Source organism: Alteromonas australica (genome assembly GCF_000730385.1).
GTDB classification, from domain to species: domain Bacteria; phylum Pseudomonadota; class Gammaproteobacteria; order Enterobacterales; family Alteromonadaceae; genus Alteromonas; species Alteromonas australica.
This window is the reverse complement of the sequence record NZ_CP008849.1, coordinates 1627062-1644892: the sequence shown is the minus strand read 5'-3', so window position 1 is coordinate 1644892 and position 17831 is coordinate 1627062. Positions and strand designations below refer to the sequence as shown.

Sequence of the window (17831 nt, the reverse complement as noted above, 5' to 3'; positions counted from 1 at the left end):
CTTCATGTTCCCTGGTTTTTGACGGCGCCTTATGGCGCCGTTTTTTATCTTTCCCGATTGATTAGAGTAAACCTTTCAGCTTCGCTAGCCCATAAGCGTTGCAGGTTGACGCATCTTTTATTTCACCGCCGACCACTTTTTCATGAAATTTTTGTAGAGGCATGGGTACGATTTTTAAATCTTCCTCTTCAACATCTAGCGATTGCTTACCTTGGGTCAGACCTTTTGCCAAATAAATATGGTAGCCCTGATTACAAAAACCATAGGCGAGATATTGAAACCCCACATAGATCATTTCATCGGCAAGCATTCCCGTTTCTTCCTTAAGCTCACCTTTCGCTAATTCACAGGGATCGGCTTTTGGGTTGTCTTCCCAAGCCCCTTGAGGTAATTCGAGTTGGCGAGAGCCTATGGTATAGCGATATTGTTCAACAAGATAAATGGTATCCTTGTGTACCGGTAAGATAATGGCAAAATCAGGCTTTTCCACCACGCCGTAAATGCCTTCTTTGCCGCTCTCTCTGACTATTTTATCTTCTCTAACGGTTAGCCATTTATTCTTGTAAACGGTGCGAGACGCTAATGTTTCAATGTCCTTTTTCATTGCTTTACTCTTCACGTTTAAATAAGACCAGTGTAAAGACGCAAAACCGTATAAACAATGCGTAAAGGCAACATAATTCAGTTAATAACACGTTGCCCCTATTCGTTGTCCACTTTAAATCCGTCTATTGTGCGTTGAAGCAGAAGGTTATTCTCCTTCATTTCGCCAGATAATTCAGATAAATGTGTGGCAATGTTGACTTCATGTCGGGCCGCTTCTTCAACATTTACCACATCTTGTGCTATCTCTAAAGTGGTTGCAGATTGTTGTTCTGCGGAAGATGACATCGTGTTAGCCATACCTTCTACATTGGTGGCAGCTTCCTTTACTTTTTCCGCGGTGGAGCGCCCTTCGTTGGTCACTTCCATAGAATTGGTGATAGAGGCCACGTTTTTATTGATATCAGCAACGACTATCACACTGGCATCTTTTAAATTAGACAGCAAACTAGAGATTTTATCAGAGGAAGCACGACTACTTTGCGCAAGCTTCCTTACTTCATCGGCAACCACAGCAAAACCTCTGCCATGCTCACCTGCACGGGCTGCTTCAATAGCTGCGTTTAGCGCCAATAAATTAGTCTGATCGGAAAGCGAGTTAATGGTATCCAGAATAGAACCAATTTCTGTCACTTGCTGCTCCATGTCGGCGGCATTTTGTTGTACACCTTTAATATCATTAGATAATACTTCCATACTATGACGAATTTTGTCATTCGCCATTAGCGACTGTTCAGCTAATCCGTCTAACTGCTTACTGGCACTTAACGTATCTACCGCTGCTTTAGCAATTTCTCGACTGGTTGCCGCGACTTGCTCAATGGCTGAAGCAATATTTGCCGTAAGCTGTTGGGTTTTCCCAGCATCTTCGAGCATTTCGCCACTGGAGTCTTCTAATTGATTAGAGAGTCGCGTACTCGTCAAAATGGATTGGCCTAACCCACGGACAAGATCTCGCAATGCGAGAATGGTGGCATTAACTGAACGAGATATTTCACCCAGTTCGTTCTTGGTGCTCATTGATAAATCGATGGTGAGATCACCCTCCTTGGCTATTTTATCTAGGTTTGCCACCAACTTATTTAACTGTTGCGTAATGATGCCGTGCAAAGTGCGATATATGACAAAAATAAAAAGCGTGAGTAGCACAATGGCTACGAATGTTACCACTAGGTTTGTGTTCGCGCGGTTTGCTTTCGCGTTAACATTATTGACCACGTAATCAAACCGCTCACTTAGCAGGCCTGCAATTCCACCGATTTGCTCTGTGGCCATGGCGAACCACTCTGTATTCGTGGGCAGTGTAGAGAAGTCAGGGTTATCGGAGGTGACATCGTTGACTATTTGTGTAATTTGTTGGCTTGTGCCACTGTTCATCAACGCCTTAAACCTCATTAATGGGTCGCCGTCTAAATTCAGCAGCAGTTTTTCTTCTATGTACTGGGTTTCGTTCGTATAAGCCGCTATCTGCTGGCTAACCGGATTAGAGATACGTCTTGCGGCTAATACGGCGTTCACTTTGCCTCGACGCTGCCCCATTTTTTCTTTGGCTTGTGCAAATAGCAAGGCTTGCGACAATGCCCGTTTAGCATCCGGGGCATTGACTAGCATGGTCAGTGCGTTGGTGGCATTTAACGCGCGTTTATTCAGGTTACTGTAATAGGTAAAGGCGTGCTTCCCATTCGCCTCGTCTACTTGCTTTCTCACTTCAGCCTTTTCGTTTAATAGCGCCAATACCGGTGAAAGAATGACGCTAATCGACGGTGACTCCGACCAGTCTGAGTCCATTATGCTGTTGACTTTTTCAACCGCTGCGTCGGCTTTCTTTCTCTGACTTATCACTTTGTTTCTAGATGCGTCACTTGGATTACCTAAAAAACCTGCCGTTAATCCCCGTTCAACAGCATGATGATGAGCCACTCGCTCTACAGCCGTAATAATTGTCACTAGTTTAATGTCTCGATTAGCAGAAGATAAAACGTCTCTAGAGGCGCTTATGTCTTTGTAAGCGAGGAACATAATTGATATGAACAAGCAGGCTGTACCTAAAATGGTAAGCTGTAACACCGAAAGTTTTTTCAACGCCATAACGAATGACAGCCTCTTTGTAGATAGGGGTAACGGGTTATGTCATTTAATCAACACCATGTTGGCAATACGGGAAACGCATCAGGTTATTGCTAAATAACACATACACTATCAAAAAGTAGCCTATTATCGGTGTATTTCACATCTATCAATTAGTTTAAGGTTTGTCGACATTGCAGGGCGTTGCACAGATATTTTTGGAGATAAAGAGGGACTTAACAATGAATGAGAAATGAAGCTATGACGGGCACAAGGGGTGCCGAGAAGACTGAGTGAAACCAGTGGCCTGAGCCACTGGCATACGGTTTGTCAGACGTATTCAACTTCTATGATTTCGACTTCAACAGTGCCAGCGGGCGTTTGAATAGTCACCATGTCATCAAGTTCTTTACCTATTAAACCTCGAGCGATAGGAGAGTTAACCGAAATAAGGTTATTTTTAATATCTGCTTCGTCATCACCCACAATGCGATACGTCGTTTCTTCATCAGTATCTACATTTAAAATGGTTACGGTAGTACCAAAAATGACTTTACCTGTATTTTCCATTTTTGTGACATCGATAATTTGGGCGTTAGAAAGCTTTCCTTCGATATCTTGGATACGACCTTCACAAAAGCTTTGTTGTTCACGCGCAGCGTGATACTCAGCATTTTCTTTTAAATCGCCATGCTCACGGGCTTCGGCAATAGCCTCGATAATCCGTGGGCGTGTTTTAGTTTTAAGCTCATTTAGTTCGTCACGCAGCATTTGAGCGCCACGCGCTGTCATTGGATACTGACTCATGAATACAGTCTCGTCTAGCTAGTTAATTTTAAACAGAAAAGTGCGCCTTCTGGCGCACTTTTATTCATTCACATAAATGTCATATAAATAGGATACCGCGTATCCCTTGTTATGTCATTAGTGTTCGAGTCTTGCGTGAAGCTCTTGTACAGACGCGACTTTATTACGGTCATCGGCAGATTTCGCACGAATAGTGGCAAATGCCGCATTCATTGTAGTGGTATAAGTCACCTTATTCACAAGTGCTTCGCGACGAATATAGACAGAATCCGTAATGGCTTGTCGACCTTCTGTGGTGTTAATCAAATAGGCATATTCACCATTTTTGATAGCATCAACAATGTTTGGGCGGCCTTCAGACAGCTTATTCACTACCGTGCTTTCAATGCCGGCTTCATGAAGTGTCGCTGCCGTTCCGCGGGTAGCTTCAATACTAAAGCCAGCTTCGGTTAGCGCCTTCGCCAAACCAAGGATTTTACTCTTGTCTGTATCACGTACAGAGATGAGAGCCTTTCCTGCCTTGGGTAACGGTGCGCCTGCACCTAAGTTAGCTTTCGCATACGCTTCCTCGAAAGTATCACCCACGCCCATTACTTCACCTGTAGAGCGCATCTCTGGGCCCAATAGTGGATCGACACCTTGGAACTTAGCAAAAGGAAGTACAACTTCTTTTACCGAGTAGAAAGGAGGGATAATTTCTTCAGTAACACCCTGTTCAGCCAGTGTCACACCAGCCATGGCACGTGCTGCAACTTTGGCGAGTGGAACACCTGTCGCTTTCGATACGAAAGGCACAGTACGCGCTGCACGCGGGTTTACCTCGATGAGGTAGACTTCGCCGTCTTTAATCGCAAACTGGGTATTCATCAAACCCACCACCCCAAGTTCGAGTGCCATGGCACGTACTTGCTCGCGCATAACATCTTGAATATCTTTAGACAGTGAATGTGGTGGTAATGAGCATGCCGAGTCACCTGAGTGAACACCTGCTTGTTCAATGTGTTCCATGATACCGCCAATCACCACCTCTTTGCCGTCGCAGATGGCATCGATATCAACTTCAATTGCGTCATCCAAGAAACGGTCTAACAAAACAGGGGCGTCATTAGACACTTTCACCGCTTCATTCAGGTAACGCTTAAGGTCTTTAATGTCGTAAACAATTTCCATTGCGCGACCACCAAGAACGTAACTTGGGCGCACAACCAGAGGGAATCCAATCTCTTCAGCCATGGCTAGGGCTTGCTCGACGTTGGTAACTGTCGCATTCGCAGGCTGCTTAAGATTAAGCTTGTTCACCATTTGCTGGAAGCGCTCACGGTCTTCCGCGCGGTCAATGGCCTCTGGAGATGTGCCCATAATGGGTACGCCGGCGGCTTCTAACGCACGGGCGAGTTTTAGTGGGGTTTGGCCACCATACTGCACGATGACGCCCTTCGGCTTTTCCTTTTCAACAATCTCAAGGACATCTTCAAGGGTAACTGGCTCGAAGTACAAGCGATCAGAGGTGTCATAGTCGGTAGAAACCGTTTCAGGGTTACAGTTAACCATGATTGTTTCATAACCGTCCTCACGCATAGACAGCGCTGCGTGCACACAGCAGTAATCGAACTCGATACCTTGACCAATACGGTTTGGACCGCCGCCCAAAACCATAATTTTGTCTTTGTCCGTAGGCGCAGCTTCACATTCTTCATCGTAGGTTGAATACATGTAAGCGGTACTGGTAGAAAACTCTGCCGCACAGGTATCCACACGCTTATAAACCGGTGAAATACCAAAACCTCGGCGGGTTTCACGTACATCATTTTCCGCAACTTTGGTCAACTCAGCTAAGCGAGAATCAGAAAAGCCCTTACGCTTAAGCTGACGCATAAAGGTTTCATCAATACCTGCCAAGCCCGTTTCAGCAACCTTTTTCTCTAGCAAGACTAAGTCTTCTAACTGAACCAGGTACCAAGGGTCAATATTCGTGAGGTTAAACACCTCCTCAACACTCATGCCCATACGAAATGCATCGCCAATATACCAAATGCGCTCAGCACCTGGCTCACGCAGTTCGTAAATCACCTTGTTACGGGCTTCCGGGTCGTCTAAATCCACCATGGAATTTAGCCCGTTTGCACCAACTTCCAAGCCACGAAGCGCTTTTTGTAGTGATTCTTGCTGGTTACGACCAATGGCCATCACTTCGCCCACCGACTTCATCTGAGTGGTTAGGCGGTCGTTAGCGCCCGCAAACTTCTCGAAGTTAAAGCGTGGAATTTTCGTTACAACATAGTCTATCGACGGTTCAAAAGACGCCGGCGTTAGGCCACCTGTAATGTCATTAGCAAGTTCATCAAGGGTATAGCCAATAGCTAGTTTGGCTGCGACTTTAGCAATTGGGAAACCGGTTGCTTTTGAAGCCAGTGCAGATGAACGAGACACCCGAGGGTTCATTTCAATGATAACCATACGGCCAGTTTTAGGATCTACACCAAACTGTACGTTAGAGCCCCCGGTTTCAACACCAATTTCACGTAGTACAGCCATCGCCGCATTACGCATAATTTGAAATTCTTTGTCGGTCAGGGTTTGTGCTGGTGCCACTGTGATCGAATCGCCAGTATGCACTCCCATAGGGTCGAAGTTTTCAATGGTACACACAATGATGCAGTTATCGGCTCTGTCGCGAACCACTTCCATTTCATACTCTTTCCAACCCAACAACGATTCATCAATAAGAAGTTCGTTAGTAGGTGAAAGATCTAAACCTCGAGTACAAATTTCGTTAAATTCTTCGATGTTGTACGCGATACCGCCGCCGGTGCCACCCATGGTAAACGATGGGCGAATGATACAAGGAAAACCAATGCGGCTAAGGACATCATGCGCTTCGTCCATGCTATGAGCAATCTCTGCTCGCGGACACTCAAGGCCAATGTTTTTCATTGCCTGGTCGAATCGCTCTCGGTTTTCCGCTTTGTCGATAGCATCTGCCGTTGCACCGATAAGCTCACAACCAAATTCGTCAAGTACACCATGTTTGTCTAGGTCAAGGGCACAGTTAAGTGCAGTTTGTCCGCCCATGGTGGGAAGAATAGCGTCTGGACGCTCCTTCTCAATAATTTTGCGTACCACTTCCCAATGAATTGGCTCGATGTAAGTTGCATCTGCCATTTCAGGGTCAGTCATAATGGTTGCTGGGTTAGAGTTAACCAAAATAACACGGTAGCCTTCCTCTCGAAGGGCTTTACACGCTTGAGCGCCTGAATAATCGAATTCACAAGCCTGGCCGATAACAATAGGGCCAGCACCAATGATAAGAATACTTTTTATGTCGGTACGTTTTGGCATAGCGGGCTAATTCCTACTGCTTGTGTTGTTCAATAAGTTCAATGAAGTGGTCGAATAATGGCGCCGCTTCATGAGGACCTGGACTGGCTTCAGGGTGGCCCTGAAAACTAAACGCAGGCTTGTCGGTGCGATGTATACCTTGCAACGACTTGTCGAACAACGAAATGTGAGTTACTTCTAGGTTATCTGGCAAGCTAGATTCGTCTACAGCAAAACCGTGGTTTTGGCTGGTGATCATAACTACATTACGCTTAAGGTCTTTAACTGGGTGGTTTGCACCGTGATGACCAAACTTCATCTTCACTGTGGTTGCACCACTCGCTAAAGCGAGTAACTGATGCCCTAAACAGATACCAAAGACTGGCGTACCTGTTTCTACGATGGTTTTAATCGCTGTGATAGCATAGTCACATGGCTCTGGGTCGCCTGGACCATTTGAAAGGAAAACACCATCTGGATTCATGGCAAGCACGTCTTCAGCGGGCGTTTGTGCTGGCACTAGGGTAATTTTACACCCTCTGTCGGCTAACATGCGAAGTATATTGCTTTTCACACCGTAGTCGTAGGCGACCACATGGTATTTGGCTTCTGCAGGAGTGACGTAGCCTTCGCCAAGTTTCCAACTGCCCTCAGTCCAGGTTTTTGACTCAGAAATACTAACAACTTTTGCCAAGTCCATGCCTTTGAGGCCCGGGTAGGCTTTTGCTTGTTCTAATGCTTTGGCTTCGTCTAGCTCGTCGGTGCAAATAATACAGCCGTTTTGCGCACCCTTGTCACGTAAAATACGCGTTAAGCGGCGGGTATCAATATCAGCGATTCCCACAACACCTTTTTCTTTAAGGTATTCAGACAGTGTCTGCTGTTGTCTAAAGTTACTCGCAACAAGAGGTAAGTCACGAATGATAAGACCTTTCGACCAGATTTTATCTGCTTCAACGTCTTCTTCGTTAGTACCAGTGTTGCCAATGTGAGGATATGTAAGGGTGATGATTTGTTCAGCGTAGGATGGGTCGGTGATGATTTCTTGATAGCCGGTCATTGAAGTATTAAAAACAACTTCACCAACGGCCGTGCCTTGCGCACCAATCGCCGTACCTTTAAAGACAGAACCATCCTCTAACACCAAAAGGGCAGAATTAGCCAAGTCAACCTCCAGATTAAGGATAACTATGTGTTTGCGCACTTATTTGCACAAACCCCACAAAAAACGGGAGGTAATGAAAACAATACATCCCGTTTTACGATCTTTGCAGCTAATAAAACCGCACTCTTCAGCCAATTTCTTGGCTTCAAAATACGAAATTCTGGCAAATTCCGGCGAGTATACATGACTCATCGAAAATGTCTAATTTATTTGCGTTAAACATGCAAAATAACGCTTATATCAGCAATTTTGCTCAGAAGCTTCGAAAATACAGCTTATCGTACAAATTTAGCACTATTTAGAGCCTCGAAGGTTTCTCTATTCCCTTCCAATTTACGATTAAACGTCGCCCTTTTAGGATACGTTTAATTTTAAATTGAGCACGTCTACCATGGAGTATAGGCCAGGCGTCTTGCCGTGCAACCATTGAGCAGCATGCACCGCTCCTTTAGCGAAGGTTAAGCGGCTAGACGCTTTATGGGTAATTTCGAGTCGTTCGCCAATATCCGCGAATAACGCAGTATGCTCACCTACAATATCGCCGGCGCGTACAGTGGCAAAACCAATGGTGCCCTGATCTCGCTCCGGTTCTTTACCTTCGCGACCATACACAGCACAGGTTTTTAAATCACGCCCTAATTCATCGGCAATCGCTTCACCTATTGCCATGGCGGTGCCTGAAGGGGCGTCTTGTTTAAAGCGATGATGCGCCTCGGTAATTTCAATGTCAGCGGAATGTCCGAGCACGCTTGCTGCTTGACGGACAAGCGAAAGCATCAGGTTAACGCCCACGCTATAATTAGCGGCAAACACAATAGGAATATGCTGAGCTGCAGCATCTAATAGACCAAGCTGTGTTTCACTCAACCCTGTGGTACCAATAACAACGGGGGTTTTGGTGTCTACGCACCACTTCAGGTTGCTTTCCAGCGTTACCGGTAACGTAAAGTCAATCATCACATCCGCATCATTTTCAGATAACGATGAGATAGCACTGCAATTCACGTCTTTTTTACCAATACCTGCGAGTTCTCCTACATTCATACCAACCCAAGGTGAATCATCGCGCACCGTAGCCACACTCAACACGGTGTTTTCATTTTGATCCAGTGCATCAATTAGCACTCTTCCCATGCGCCCATTGGCGCCAAACAACCCTACCTTCATCTCGTTAAACTTTTCATTTCAATAGCTATACCTAGGTGGCATTTTGCCAAATGCTTGCACTATTGCAATGCGAACAGCGAAAAATCGCAAATAAACTTTTAAACGGGGGCTTTGGCGTAAATATTTACTGGTTCTCTCGTCTTTCAGTCGTCATTTGCGCTAGCATAGAAAAAAGCGCTTTAACTCTTTTTAATTGGATTGACTGCCATGCAAAGACAACTCATTTGGGACATCCCTACCCGTTTATTTCACTGGCTATTAGTGCTCAGTATTGTGGCACAATATGCGACCGCTGAATGGATGGATAATGCGACTCAATGGCACTTTTATATTGGCTACTTCACACTGGGCTTACTTGTGTTTCGCATAATCTGGGGAATTATTGGCCCTGAATATGCGCGCTTTTCTCAGTTTGTTACCGGTCCAAAACAGGTCATAGCGTATTTACGTACGCTCTTTGATAAAAATAGCCCAAGTGTGGCAGGCCATAACCCTCTAGGGGGGTGGTTTGTCATTGTCATGCTTACCCTATTAATTATTCAAGCGATAAGTGGGCTATTTATGACTGACGACATATTTTTAGATGGCCCGTATCGGGCAATGGCCGACGACAGCACGCTAGATGTCATGAACACGTTACATCACCTGGCTTTTGATATCTTAATATGGGTCATTGCGTTGCATATAGCGGCTATCCTTTTTTATGCCGTTTACAAGAAGCAAAAACTCGTACCTGCCATGCTGCATGGTAAAAAAGACACACATTCACCAGCCATAAAATCGTCTAAATTGGTTTTAGCGCTTATTGTTGCTGTATTAAGTGCAGCTGCGCTTTACTATGCAATTGACGTGCTCCCCCCTGAACCAGAAATAGAAGAGTACTTTTAACAGTCGGCTGCATTAACAGCCCGCTATTCGGGCTGTCTAATGCGGACTTTCTGCCGACGCAGTGTCGCCAGTGTGGGCTTTTTCAGAAAGTAGCTTTTCACGCCAAACGTGTACACGCATTGGTTTATCGAGGAAGTAGCCTTGAAAGCCCGTACAACCACAATCTTTTGCGTACCTAAGTTGGTGAGTATTCTCAATGCCTTCAGCAACGGCTCGCAGGTCGAATATTTTCGCCATGTCACAAATACTGTTTATCAGGAGGCTTTTACTGCCGTCAAGGTTCACTTCATCTATAAAATGACGATCCACTTTTAACTCTTTAATGGGTAACTCTTTCAAATAGCTTAAATTGGAATTACCACGACCAAAATCGTCGATAGAAAAAACGAAGCCTTTCAGGGCGAGTTCTCTAATTCGCTTTCTTACTAATCCAAAGCTGTGAATAAGCGTACCCTCAGTTAATTCTAAGGTAATACTGCCAGGGGGAACTTTCCAACGGTCGACAATGGACAACAAACTTTCACTAAAATCAGCACGGGCAATGTGTTTAGCGCTAACATTAATCGCTAATCGTGTTTGAATACCCACCTCTTGGCAATCGCATAGCAACTTGCAGGTTTCATTCATCACCCATTGGCCAATTTCGACAATAATGTCACTTTCTTCAGCAATGGGAATAAACTCACCAGGGCTGATAAGCCCTAACTGTGGATGTTGCCAACGTAACAACGCTTCAGCACCAATGATATTTCCCGCATCACCGTATTGAGGCTGTAACACGATGAAAAGCTCTTTGTTCTCTACCGAGCGAAGTAAGGATTGCTTGATATATTGATAGCGTTCATAGCGCGCCGTAGAGCCTTGGTATAACCGCACTCTCTCGTGGGTGTTTTGTAAGCTGCCTTCAGGAGGCGTTTGAAAAATCATATGTTTCACTTTTTCAAAACATAGATTTTTTCCTTCCAGCCAACAGGTATTCACGTTAGCTTGCAGATAGTGAGGGCTATTGTGCAAGGTAATATGACCAAACACATCGTTAACCAATTTCCACTCTACTTCGTTAATTAGCGCGCTGGCGCCATTTTCTCCGTCCTGCAATGGCGCCTCGTACATCACTAGGTAACTGTCTCTGCTTTCGCTGTAAACCGTGTATGTGCCGGAAAAACTACGCTCTAATCTAGCCGCAATAATACGAGTAATGTAATCGGTGGTAGCTCCACCAAAGGCTTGTCGGTACTGATCTAAATTAACAATATTAATTCGCAAACAAAACAAGTAGCCTAGGGTAGCTTTGCATTCTCTAATAGTACGCTTTAGCGTAGTATCGAACGCGTGTAAGTTGGGTAACTTGGTCACTCTATCCAGATAGGCGGCATCTTTAAGCTGTTCTAACTGGAAATTTTGTTCCGTCATATCACGGCACAAGGCCACAGTGCGCCTTTGATTATCAAGGAAAAATGTTGAAAAAATAACATCTGCACAAAAGTTGCCGCCATTTTTTCGTTTCATGACCAGTGCTTTTGCCATGCTTTCGCCCTTCATACAGCTGCTTTGGGCGAGAAAATCTCTAACATCCTTAATTTCTTTTGCCGCCGACTGTTGCTGACTATATCCTTTGGCATAACTGCTTAGCTGACCACTTTCATTTTTATCCATGAGAATAAATATCTCTTGCCCTATCATTTCGTCAGGGTCGTAACCAAATACCTGCCTAACCAAATTGTTGGCCGTTATTACCGTTCCTTCTTCATCGAGGGTAAGCAGTGCGTGCCCTAAGTTATTCAGGATGGTAGAGAGGTATTGGGTGTAATTGTGTTGCGTGTCAGACAGGCGCTTGGTTTCGGTGATATCTTGTGCAGAACCAAAAATGCGATACACCTTGGGGCGCTTTTTACTCGCGATACACTGAGCCTTGCCGGTCATTTTCAACCATCTTTTATGCCCTTCCCCATTGATAAACTCGGCCTCCAGCGTAAATGCGTTGCCTTTTCTAAGTACTTCAAGGATAGCCGCCCTAATATGCTTACGGCTCTTTTCTGTAAAGTTGCCTAGTGCTCGATCTAACGTGACTTGTCTACCTGGCGTCATACCAAACAGGCAGTAAGTTTCGTGGGTCCAGGTTATTTCACGTTGCGCAACATCAAACTCCCAACCGCCGGTATGGGAAATTCGGCCAATTTCATTCAGTAAAGCAACTTTCTCTTGGAGTTTATCGGTGAAAGGGTGCTGAAGTAATTGATATTGCAAACGCAGCTCAATTTTCTGACGTGTGATATCAGCGAAGCTTTGCTGCTCATTAGTTAACGATAAATTGGGATGAATCAGCAGTAGCGCACCAATGCGGTTGCCGTGAATATCGCATACTGCCCCCATGACGACGTAATGGGCGCTGTAGTCACCAAGTGTGGCTGGCAGACTAAACTCATTCGCACTTATCGGCGCACTGAGTGTAGTTAAAGACAAAAGCACGTGTGCATGCTTTGGTAAACTGATTACCGTTTCTTCTGATACGGTGTTCTTACTATCACAACATACCACACTGACTTTATTTTCTTTATGGTGCTGAGACACGAAGATGACACAACTGGCACCGCTGTTAACTCTGCCTTCGTTAAGGTGCTCTATTAGGTCGGAATGTGTACTGTTTCTCACATAAGCAAACATTCCATCGTTAAACTGCATAAGGAGCCACTCCACCTCTTCTCTTCTGGTATACGATAATCCACCGCTAACGGGCTTCCATGATGAACCGCATGACAAAAATAAAGCGAAAATAAAAAGATCGTTTGGGACTTTGAGAAAGTCAGATTAGGAACACAGACAAACGATTCAAATGAACATTATTTCGCCAACAATAGAGAATTTTTGTACACTTTTCCAGCAGAAATGCGTTTTATTCGCAAGAAGTTTCTAAATTGTATCAATATCAAAACGCTACGATTTTAGAAATATTGTCCACAGGGGATAAAAGACGGGATAAAAGAGGGATACGTGAGGAGTACGTAAGGCTATACTCCTCATTGATAAAGCTTAGTCTTTCTTATAATCGTCGTGACAAGATTTACAGCTTGCACCAATTTTGCCAATTGCCGCACGGTAGGCACTTTCATCGCCGGTTTCAACGGCAGCCTGCAACCCCAGTGATGCGGTTTTCAATGCATCGGCTTTACTTGCAACGTCTGAGAAGTTTTCCCAAATGGCATCTTTTGCACCGGTTTCAACGTCGAAACTACGTGTATCTACCGACAAGTAGTCTGTCATCATATCAGCGAGTTGCTCTAAGCGAACCGCATTGGTTTTCATCACACTTTCGTCATAAGGCAATGCGCCTTTCGCCATGCCACCAAGTGGCCCCATGTTGCTCTTTACAAGCTGGAATATTGCTTGGCGATACTGTGTGGCCGCCTTAGCATGCTTAGCCGATGATGCTTCTGTCACTTCAGCTGCCACTGCTGCCGATGACGCTAAAGCCCCTAAAGATAAAAATACAGCCAATGATTTCTTTACTGTGTTCATGCCTATTCCTGTAAAAATTAAAACGGTCATCTCTATCCTGAACAATCGCCATAATATTGGCAAGGTTTATTACGCTAAAGTTAAGATAAACAAAGATTAAAGGAATAAAAAAGCCCTCAAAATGAGGGCTTTATATAAAATTGGCTGGCAATTTTAATTAGTGAGGTCGTCGAAGAACTTTTTGACGCCATCAAAGAAACCTTGTGCCTTTGGGCTGTGCTTGCTTGAAGCTTTACCCATGGACTCTTCCAGTTCCTGTAGCAATTCTTTTTGCCGTGAAGATAGATTAACCGGGGTTTCTACCACGACCTTACACATTAGGTCGCCAATGGCTCCACTGCGAACTGATTTTACGCCCTTACCACGTAACCGGAACATACGTCCAGTTTGGGTTTCTGGGCTTATCTTCAATTTAACTTTGCCATCTAAAGTGGGGACTTCTAATTCGCCACCCAGTGCAGCTGTGGTAAAACCTAACGGCACTTCGCAATACAAGTTATTGCCATCGCGTTGGAAAATATCATGTTCGCGCACATGCACTTGTACGTACAAGTCACCTGCCGGTGCCCCATTTTCTCCAGCTTCCCCTTCGCCCGACAAACGAATTCTATCGCCTGTATCAACACCTGCGGGGATTTTAACGTTAAGGGTTTTGGTTTTTTCTTTACGACCATGCCCATGACAGCTGTTGCAAGGATCTTCAATAATCTTACCTTTGCCAGAACACGTAGGGCAGGTTTGTTGCACCGCAAAGAAACCTTGGCGCATTTGTACTTGGCCGTTACCATGACAGGTTGGGCATGTTTTTGGTGAAGAGCCTTTCTTCGCACCCGAGCCATCGCACACGTCACACTCAACTAATGTGGGTACACGGATATCAACGCTCTTACCGCGAACGGCTTCTTCTAGAGAAAGCTCTAGGTTATAACGAAGGTCTGACCCTTGTCGCGCACGAGATTGTCGGCCACCGCGACCGCCGCCACCAAAAATATCGCCAAATACATCGCCGAAAATATCTCCGAAATCGGCACCACCACCGAAGCCTGCGCCACCACGATTAGGATCGACGCCTGCGTGACCATATTGGTCGTACGCCGCACGTTTTTGCGAGTCTGATAGTATTTCGTAGGCTTCTTGGATTTCTTTGAATTTGTCTTCCAGCCCTTTATCGCCCTGTGTACGGTCAGGGTGGTATTTCATCGCTAGTTTTTTGTACGCCTTTTTAATTTCGCGTTCACCAGCGCTTTTATCTACCCCTAGTACTTCGTAGTAGTCACGTTTCGACATATCGTTTACTTATCCTACTTTTTGTCGACAGCCCCTATAATTGGCACTCTCGAATCTACATCTGTGAGTTGTGAGTCCTTACAAGGATTGCATTCATGCTTCCCTCGACACTAACACAACAAAGGCGCAACAAGAAATTCCTGCTGCGCCTCAACTGCTAAATCAGCCCACCAGCTCTGTGTCAGCGGGCGTATCGCAACAGCTTACTTTTTATCGTCGTCTTTCACTTCTTCAAACTCAGCGTCAACAACGTCATCGTTCGCTTGACCAGAAGCTTGCTGCTCGGCACCTTCTGCACCACCAGCGGCAGCACCTTGTTGTGCTTGCGCCGCTTCCATCAACTTGCTAGACGCTTGAATAAGTTCTTGCGTTTTCGCTTCGATTTCTGCTTTGTCTTCGCCTTTAGACGCTGTTTCTAGCGCAGTAAGGGCTTCTTCAATTGGCGCTTTATCTTCTGCACTTAGTGCATCGCCAACTTCTTCAAGCTGCTTACGTGTAGCGTGGATCATGCCGTCAGCTTGGTTACGTGCTTGAATTAGCTCTTCAAACTTCGCATCCGCTTCCTTGTTCGCTTCGGCGTCGGCGACCATTTTTTCAACTTCTTCATCGCTTAAGCCTGAAGACGCTTTAATAGTGATCTTCTGCTCTTTACCTGTGTCTTTATCTTTTGCAGACACATGTAGAATACCATCAGCATCTAGGTCGAAGGTGACTTCGATTTGCGGAACACCGCGTGCTGCTGGACGAATACCTTCAAGGTTAAACTGACCAAGAGACTTGTTGCCGCTTGACTGCTTACGCTCGCCTTGTAGTACGTGTACGGTTACCGCAGACTGGTTGTCTTCCGCTGTAGAGAATGTTTGCGACTTCTTCGTTGGAATCGTCGTGTTTTTCTCGATAAGCGCAGTCATTACACCACCCATTGTCTCGATACCTAGAGACAGAGGCGTAACGTCTAGCAGTAGTACGTCTTTAACGTCACCAGAAAGTACACCACCTTGAATAGCTGCACCTACGGCGACCGCTTCATCAGGGTTAACGTCTTTACGTGGCTCTTTGCCAAAGAATTCAGTGACATACTTCTGTACTAGCGGCATACGTGTTTGACCACCCACAAGGATGATGTCGTTGATGTCGCCTACAGATAGGTCTGAATCAGCTAGCGCTTGCTTAAGTGGGTTAAGCGAGTTTTTCACTAAGTCTTCAACCAAAGACTCAAGTTTTGCACGCGTTAGCTTAATCGCTAAGTGCTTAGGACCTGTTGCATCGGCCGTGATGTAAGGCAGGTTAACTTCTGTCTGTTGTGAAGAAGAAAGTTCAATTTTCGCTTTTTCACCGGCTTCTTTAAGACGCTGCATAGCAAGCGGATCTTTACGAAGGTCGATGCCTTGGTCTTTCTTGAATTCTTCAACAAGGTAGTTGATAACACGGTTATCGAAATCTTCACCACCAAGGTGAGTATCACCGTTAGTCGCCAGTACTTCAAAGGTGTGTTCACCGTCTACTTCATCAATTTCGATGATAGAGATATCGAAGGTACCACCACCTAAGTCGTATACCGCTACAACGTTATCGCCTTGCTTTTTGTCCATGCCGTAGGCAAGAGCAGCTGCAGTCGGCTCGTTGATGATACGCTTAACTTCAAGACCTGCGATACGACCCGCGTCTTTCGTTGCTTGACGCTGAGAATCGTTAAAGTAAGCAGGAACAGTGATAACTGCGCCAGTCACTTCTTCGCCAAGGTAGTCTTCAGCGGTTTTCTTCATTTTCTTAAGTACTTCGGCAGAAATTTGCGGTGGCGCCATTTTCTCGCCTTTCGCTTCTACCCATGCATCACCGTTGTCAGCCCCTACAATTTTGAAAGGCATGATGTCGATGTCGCGTTGTACTTCTTTGTCTTGGAAACGACGACCAATTAAACGCTTGATTGCGAATAATGTGTTTTCAGGGTTAGTAACTGCTTGACGCTTTGCAGACTGACCTACTAATGTTTCACCGTCGTTTGTATATGCAATAATTGAAGGCGTTGTACGATCGCCTTCCGCGTTTTCAATTACGCGAGGTTTGTCGCCGTCTAGAACTGCGACACATGAATTCGTTGTACCTAAATCGATACCAATGATTCTACCCATTTTGTGTCTCCGAAAAAGTTTCTTAATTCTGTACTTTTAGTGGGGTTATTCCCCGTTCTTTTCAATAGTTGCCAGTAAAAAAACTGACAATTTTGTATCGTTTTACCCGCTTTACCTAATTAGGCTTGGGTGTCGACACCACCACTTGGTGCGCGAGATACCATTACCATGGCTGGGCGCAACAAACGGCCATTAATTTGATAACCTTTTTGCATGACGGCCATCACTGTGTTTGGCGCGTGATCTGCACTTTCTTGCATAGACATTGCCTGATGCAGGTCAGGGTTAAAGGTTTCACCCTGTGGATCAATAAGGCTTAATCCAAATTTCTCAATAGTGCTTAAGAAAGTTTTGTGGGTCATTTCCACACCTTCTAGTAACGGCTTAACCGCTTCGTCTTCACTGTCGGTCATTTCAATTGCACGTTCGAGGTTGTCGATGACCGGAAGTAATTCGCCAGCAAAGCGTTCTAGCGCAAACTTACGCGCTTTTTCTACTTCACCATCTGCACGGCGGCGCGCATTTTCAGCATCGGCACGTGCACGAAGTACACCTTCTTGCTGCTCTTTAATGGTGGCTTGCGCTTCAGATAGTGCTGTTTCCAACTCGTAAATGCGCTGTGCATTTTCATCCAGCGGCGCTTGCTCACCCTCTGCCACTTCAACTTCAACCTGTGCATCTTCCGTTGCCTGCACGGTTTCGTCTGCTGCACTCTCTTGTTCTGCCTGCACGTCGCGATTTTCGCTCATGCCTACCTCCAACGTTTTTCTTAATTTGGGCAATGCGCAATGACGCTTCGTCATTGGCTGTATATCTGTTGCGGTTATTTATGGGGCTAGTTTTAGGGTGTTCAAGGGTATCCACATAATTTTTGTGGATGA

12 protein-coding genes are annotated in these 17831 nt (G+C 45.3%); 1 reads left to right on the top strand and 11 read right to left on the bottom strand.

Annotated elements, in window-relative coordinates; all coding sequences use genetic code 11:
* Positions 1 to 61: 61 nt before the first annotated feature.
* The 6 genes from EP13_RS07270 to dapB all read right to left on the bottom strand — a co-directional run bounded on the left by EP13_RS07270 (position 62) and on the right by dapB (position 9127).
* Positions 62 to 604: an NUDIX hydrolase gene (locus EP13_RS07270; protein WP_044056720.1), complete on the bottom strand. Its 543-nt coding sequence runs from the start codon at positions 602 to 604 to the stop codon at positions 62 to 64.
* Positions 605 to 702: 98 nt separating this feature from the next.
* On the bottom strand, positions 703 to 2691 hold the full coding sequence (locus EP13_RS19070; RefSeq protein WP_081869468.1) for a methyl-accepting chemotaxis protein: 1989 nt from the start codon (positions 2689 to 2691) through the stop codon (positions 703 to 705).
* Between the two features lie 309 nt (positions 2692 to 3000).
* Complete coding sequence (gene greA / locus EP13_RS07260; protein WP_044056719.1) at positions 3001 to 3477, bottom strand: transcription elongation factor GreA; 477 nt, start codon at positions 3475 to 3477, stop codon at positions 3001 to 3003.
* Between the two features lie 117 nt (positions 3478 to 3594).
* A complete protein-coding gene (gene carB, locus EP13_RS07255) occupies positions 3595 to 6816 on the bottom strand; it encodes a carbamoyl-phosphate synthase large subunit (RefSeq protein ID WP_044056718.1) in 3222 nt (1073 codons plus the stop codon).
* A gap of 13 nt (positions 6817 to 6829) precedes the next feature.
* On the bottom strand, positions 6830 to 7960 hold the full coding sequence (gene carA / locus EP13_RS07250) for a glutamine-hydrolyzing carbamoyl-phosphate synthase small subunit (RefSeq protein WP_044056717.1): 1131 nt from the start codon (positions 7958 to 7960) through the stop codon (positions 6830 to 6832).
* Positions 7961 to 8314: 354 nt separating this feature from the next.
* A complete protein-coding gene (gene dapB / locus EP13_RS07245; protein ID WP_044056716.1) occupies positions 8315 to 9127 on the bottom strand; it encodes a 4-hydroxy-tetrahydrodipicolinate reductase in 813 nt (270 codons plus the stop codon).
* Positions 9128 to 9334: 207 nt separating this feature from the next.
* Here dapB and EP13_RS07240 point away from each other — a divergent pair, with 207 nt between their 5' ends.
* A complete protein-coding gene (locus tag EP13_RS07240) occupies positions 9335 to 10015 on the top strand; it encodes a cytochrome b/b6 domain-containing protein (RefSeq protein ID WP_044056715.1) in 681 nt (226 codons plus the stop codon).
* Between the two features lie 36 nt (positions 10016 to 10051).
* Here the strand turns inward: EP13_RS07240 and EP13_RS07235 are convergent, their stop codons facing one another.
* The 5 genes from EP13_RS07235 to grpE all read right to left on the bottom strand — a co-directional run bounded on the left by EP13_RS07235 (position 10052) and on the right by grpE (position 17699).
* Positions 10052 to 12697 (bottom strand): GGDEF domain-containing phosphodiesterase, encoded by a 2646-nt coding sequence (locus EP13_RS07235; protein ID WP_044056714.1) that lies wholly within the window; start codon positions 12695 to 12697, stop codon positions 10052 to 10054.
* Between the two features lie 348 nt (positions 12698 to 13045).
* Entirely contained in the window at positions 13046 to 13531 is a 486-nt protein-coding gene (locus EP13_RS07230; protein ID WP_044058816.1) for a c-type cytochrome, read from the bottom strand.
* Positions 13532 to 13684: 153 nt separating this feature from the next.
* Positions 13685 to 14818, bottom strand: a complete 1134-nt coding sequence (gene dnaJ, locus EP13_RS07225) for a molecular chaperone DnaJ (protein WP_044056713.1) — start codon at positions 14816 to 14818, stop codon at positions 13685 to 13687.
* A gap of 203 nt (positions 14819 to 15021) precedes the next feature.
* Positions 15022 to 16950 carry a molecular chaperone DnaK gene (gene dnaK, locus EP13_RS07220; RefSeq protein WP_044056712.1) on the bottom strand — a complete coding sequence of 643 codons (1929 nt, stop codon included), beginning with the start codon at positions 16948 to 16950 and terminating at the stop codon, positions 15022 to 15024.
* 119 nt (positions 16951 to 17069) lie between these two features.
* The gene (gene grpE, locus EP13_RS07215) at positions 17070 to 17699 is read right to left on the bottom strand and encodes a nucleotide exchange factor GrpE (protein ID WP_044056711.1); all 630 of its coding nucleotides are present in this window, start codon (positions 17697 to 17699) and stop codon (positions 17070 to 17072) included.
* Positions 17700 to 17831: the final 132 nt, after the last annotated feature.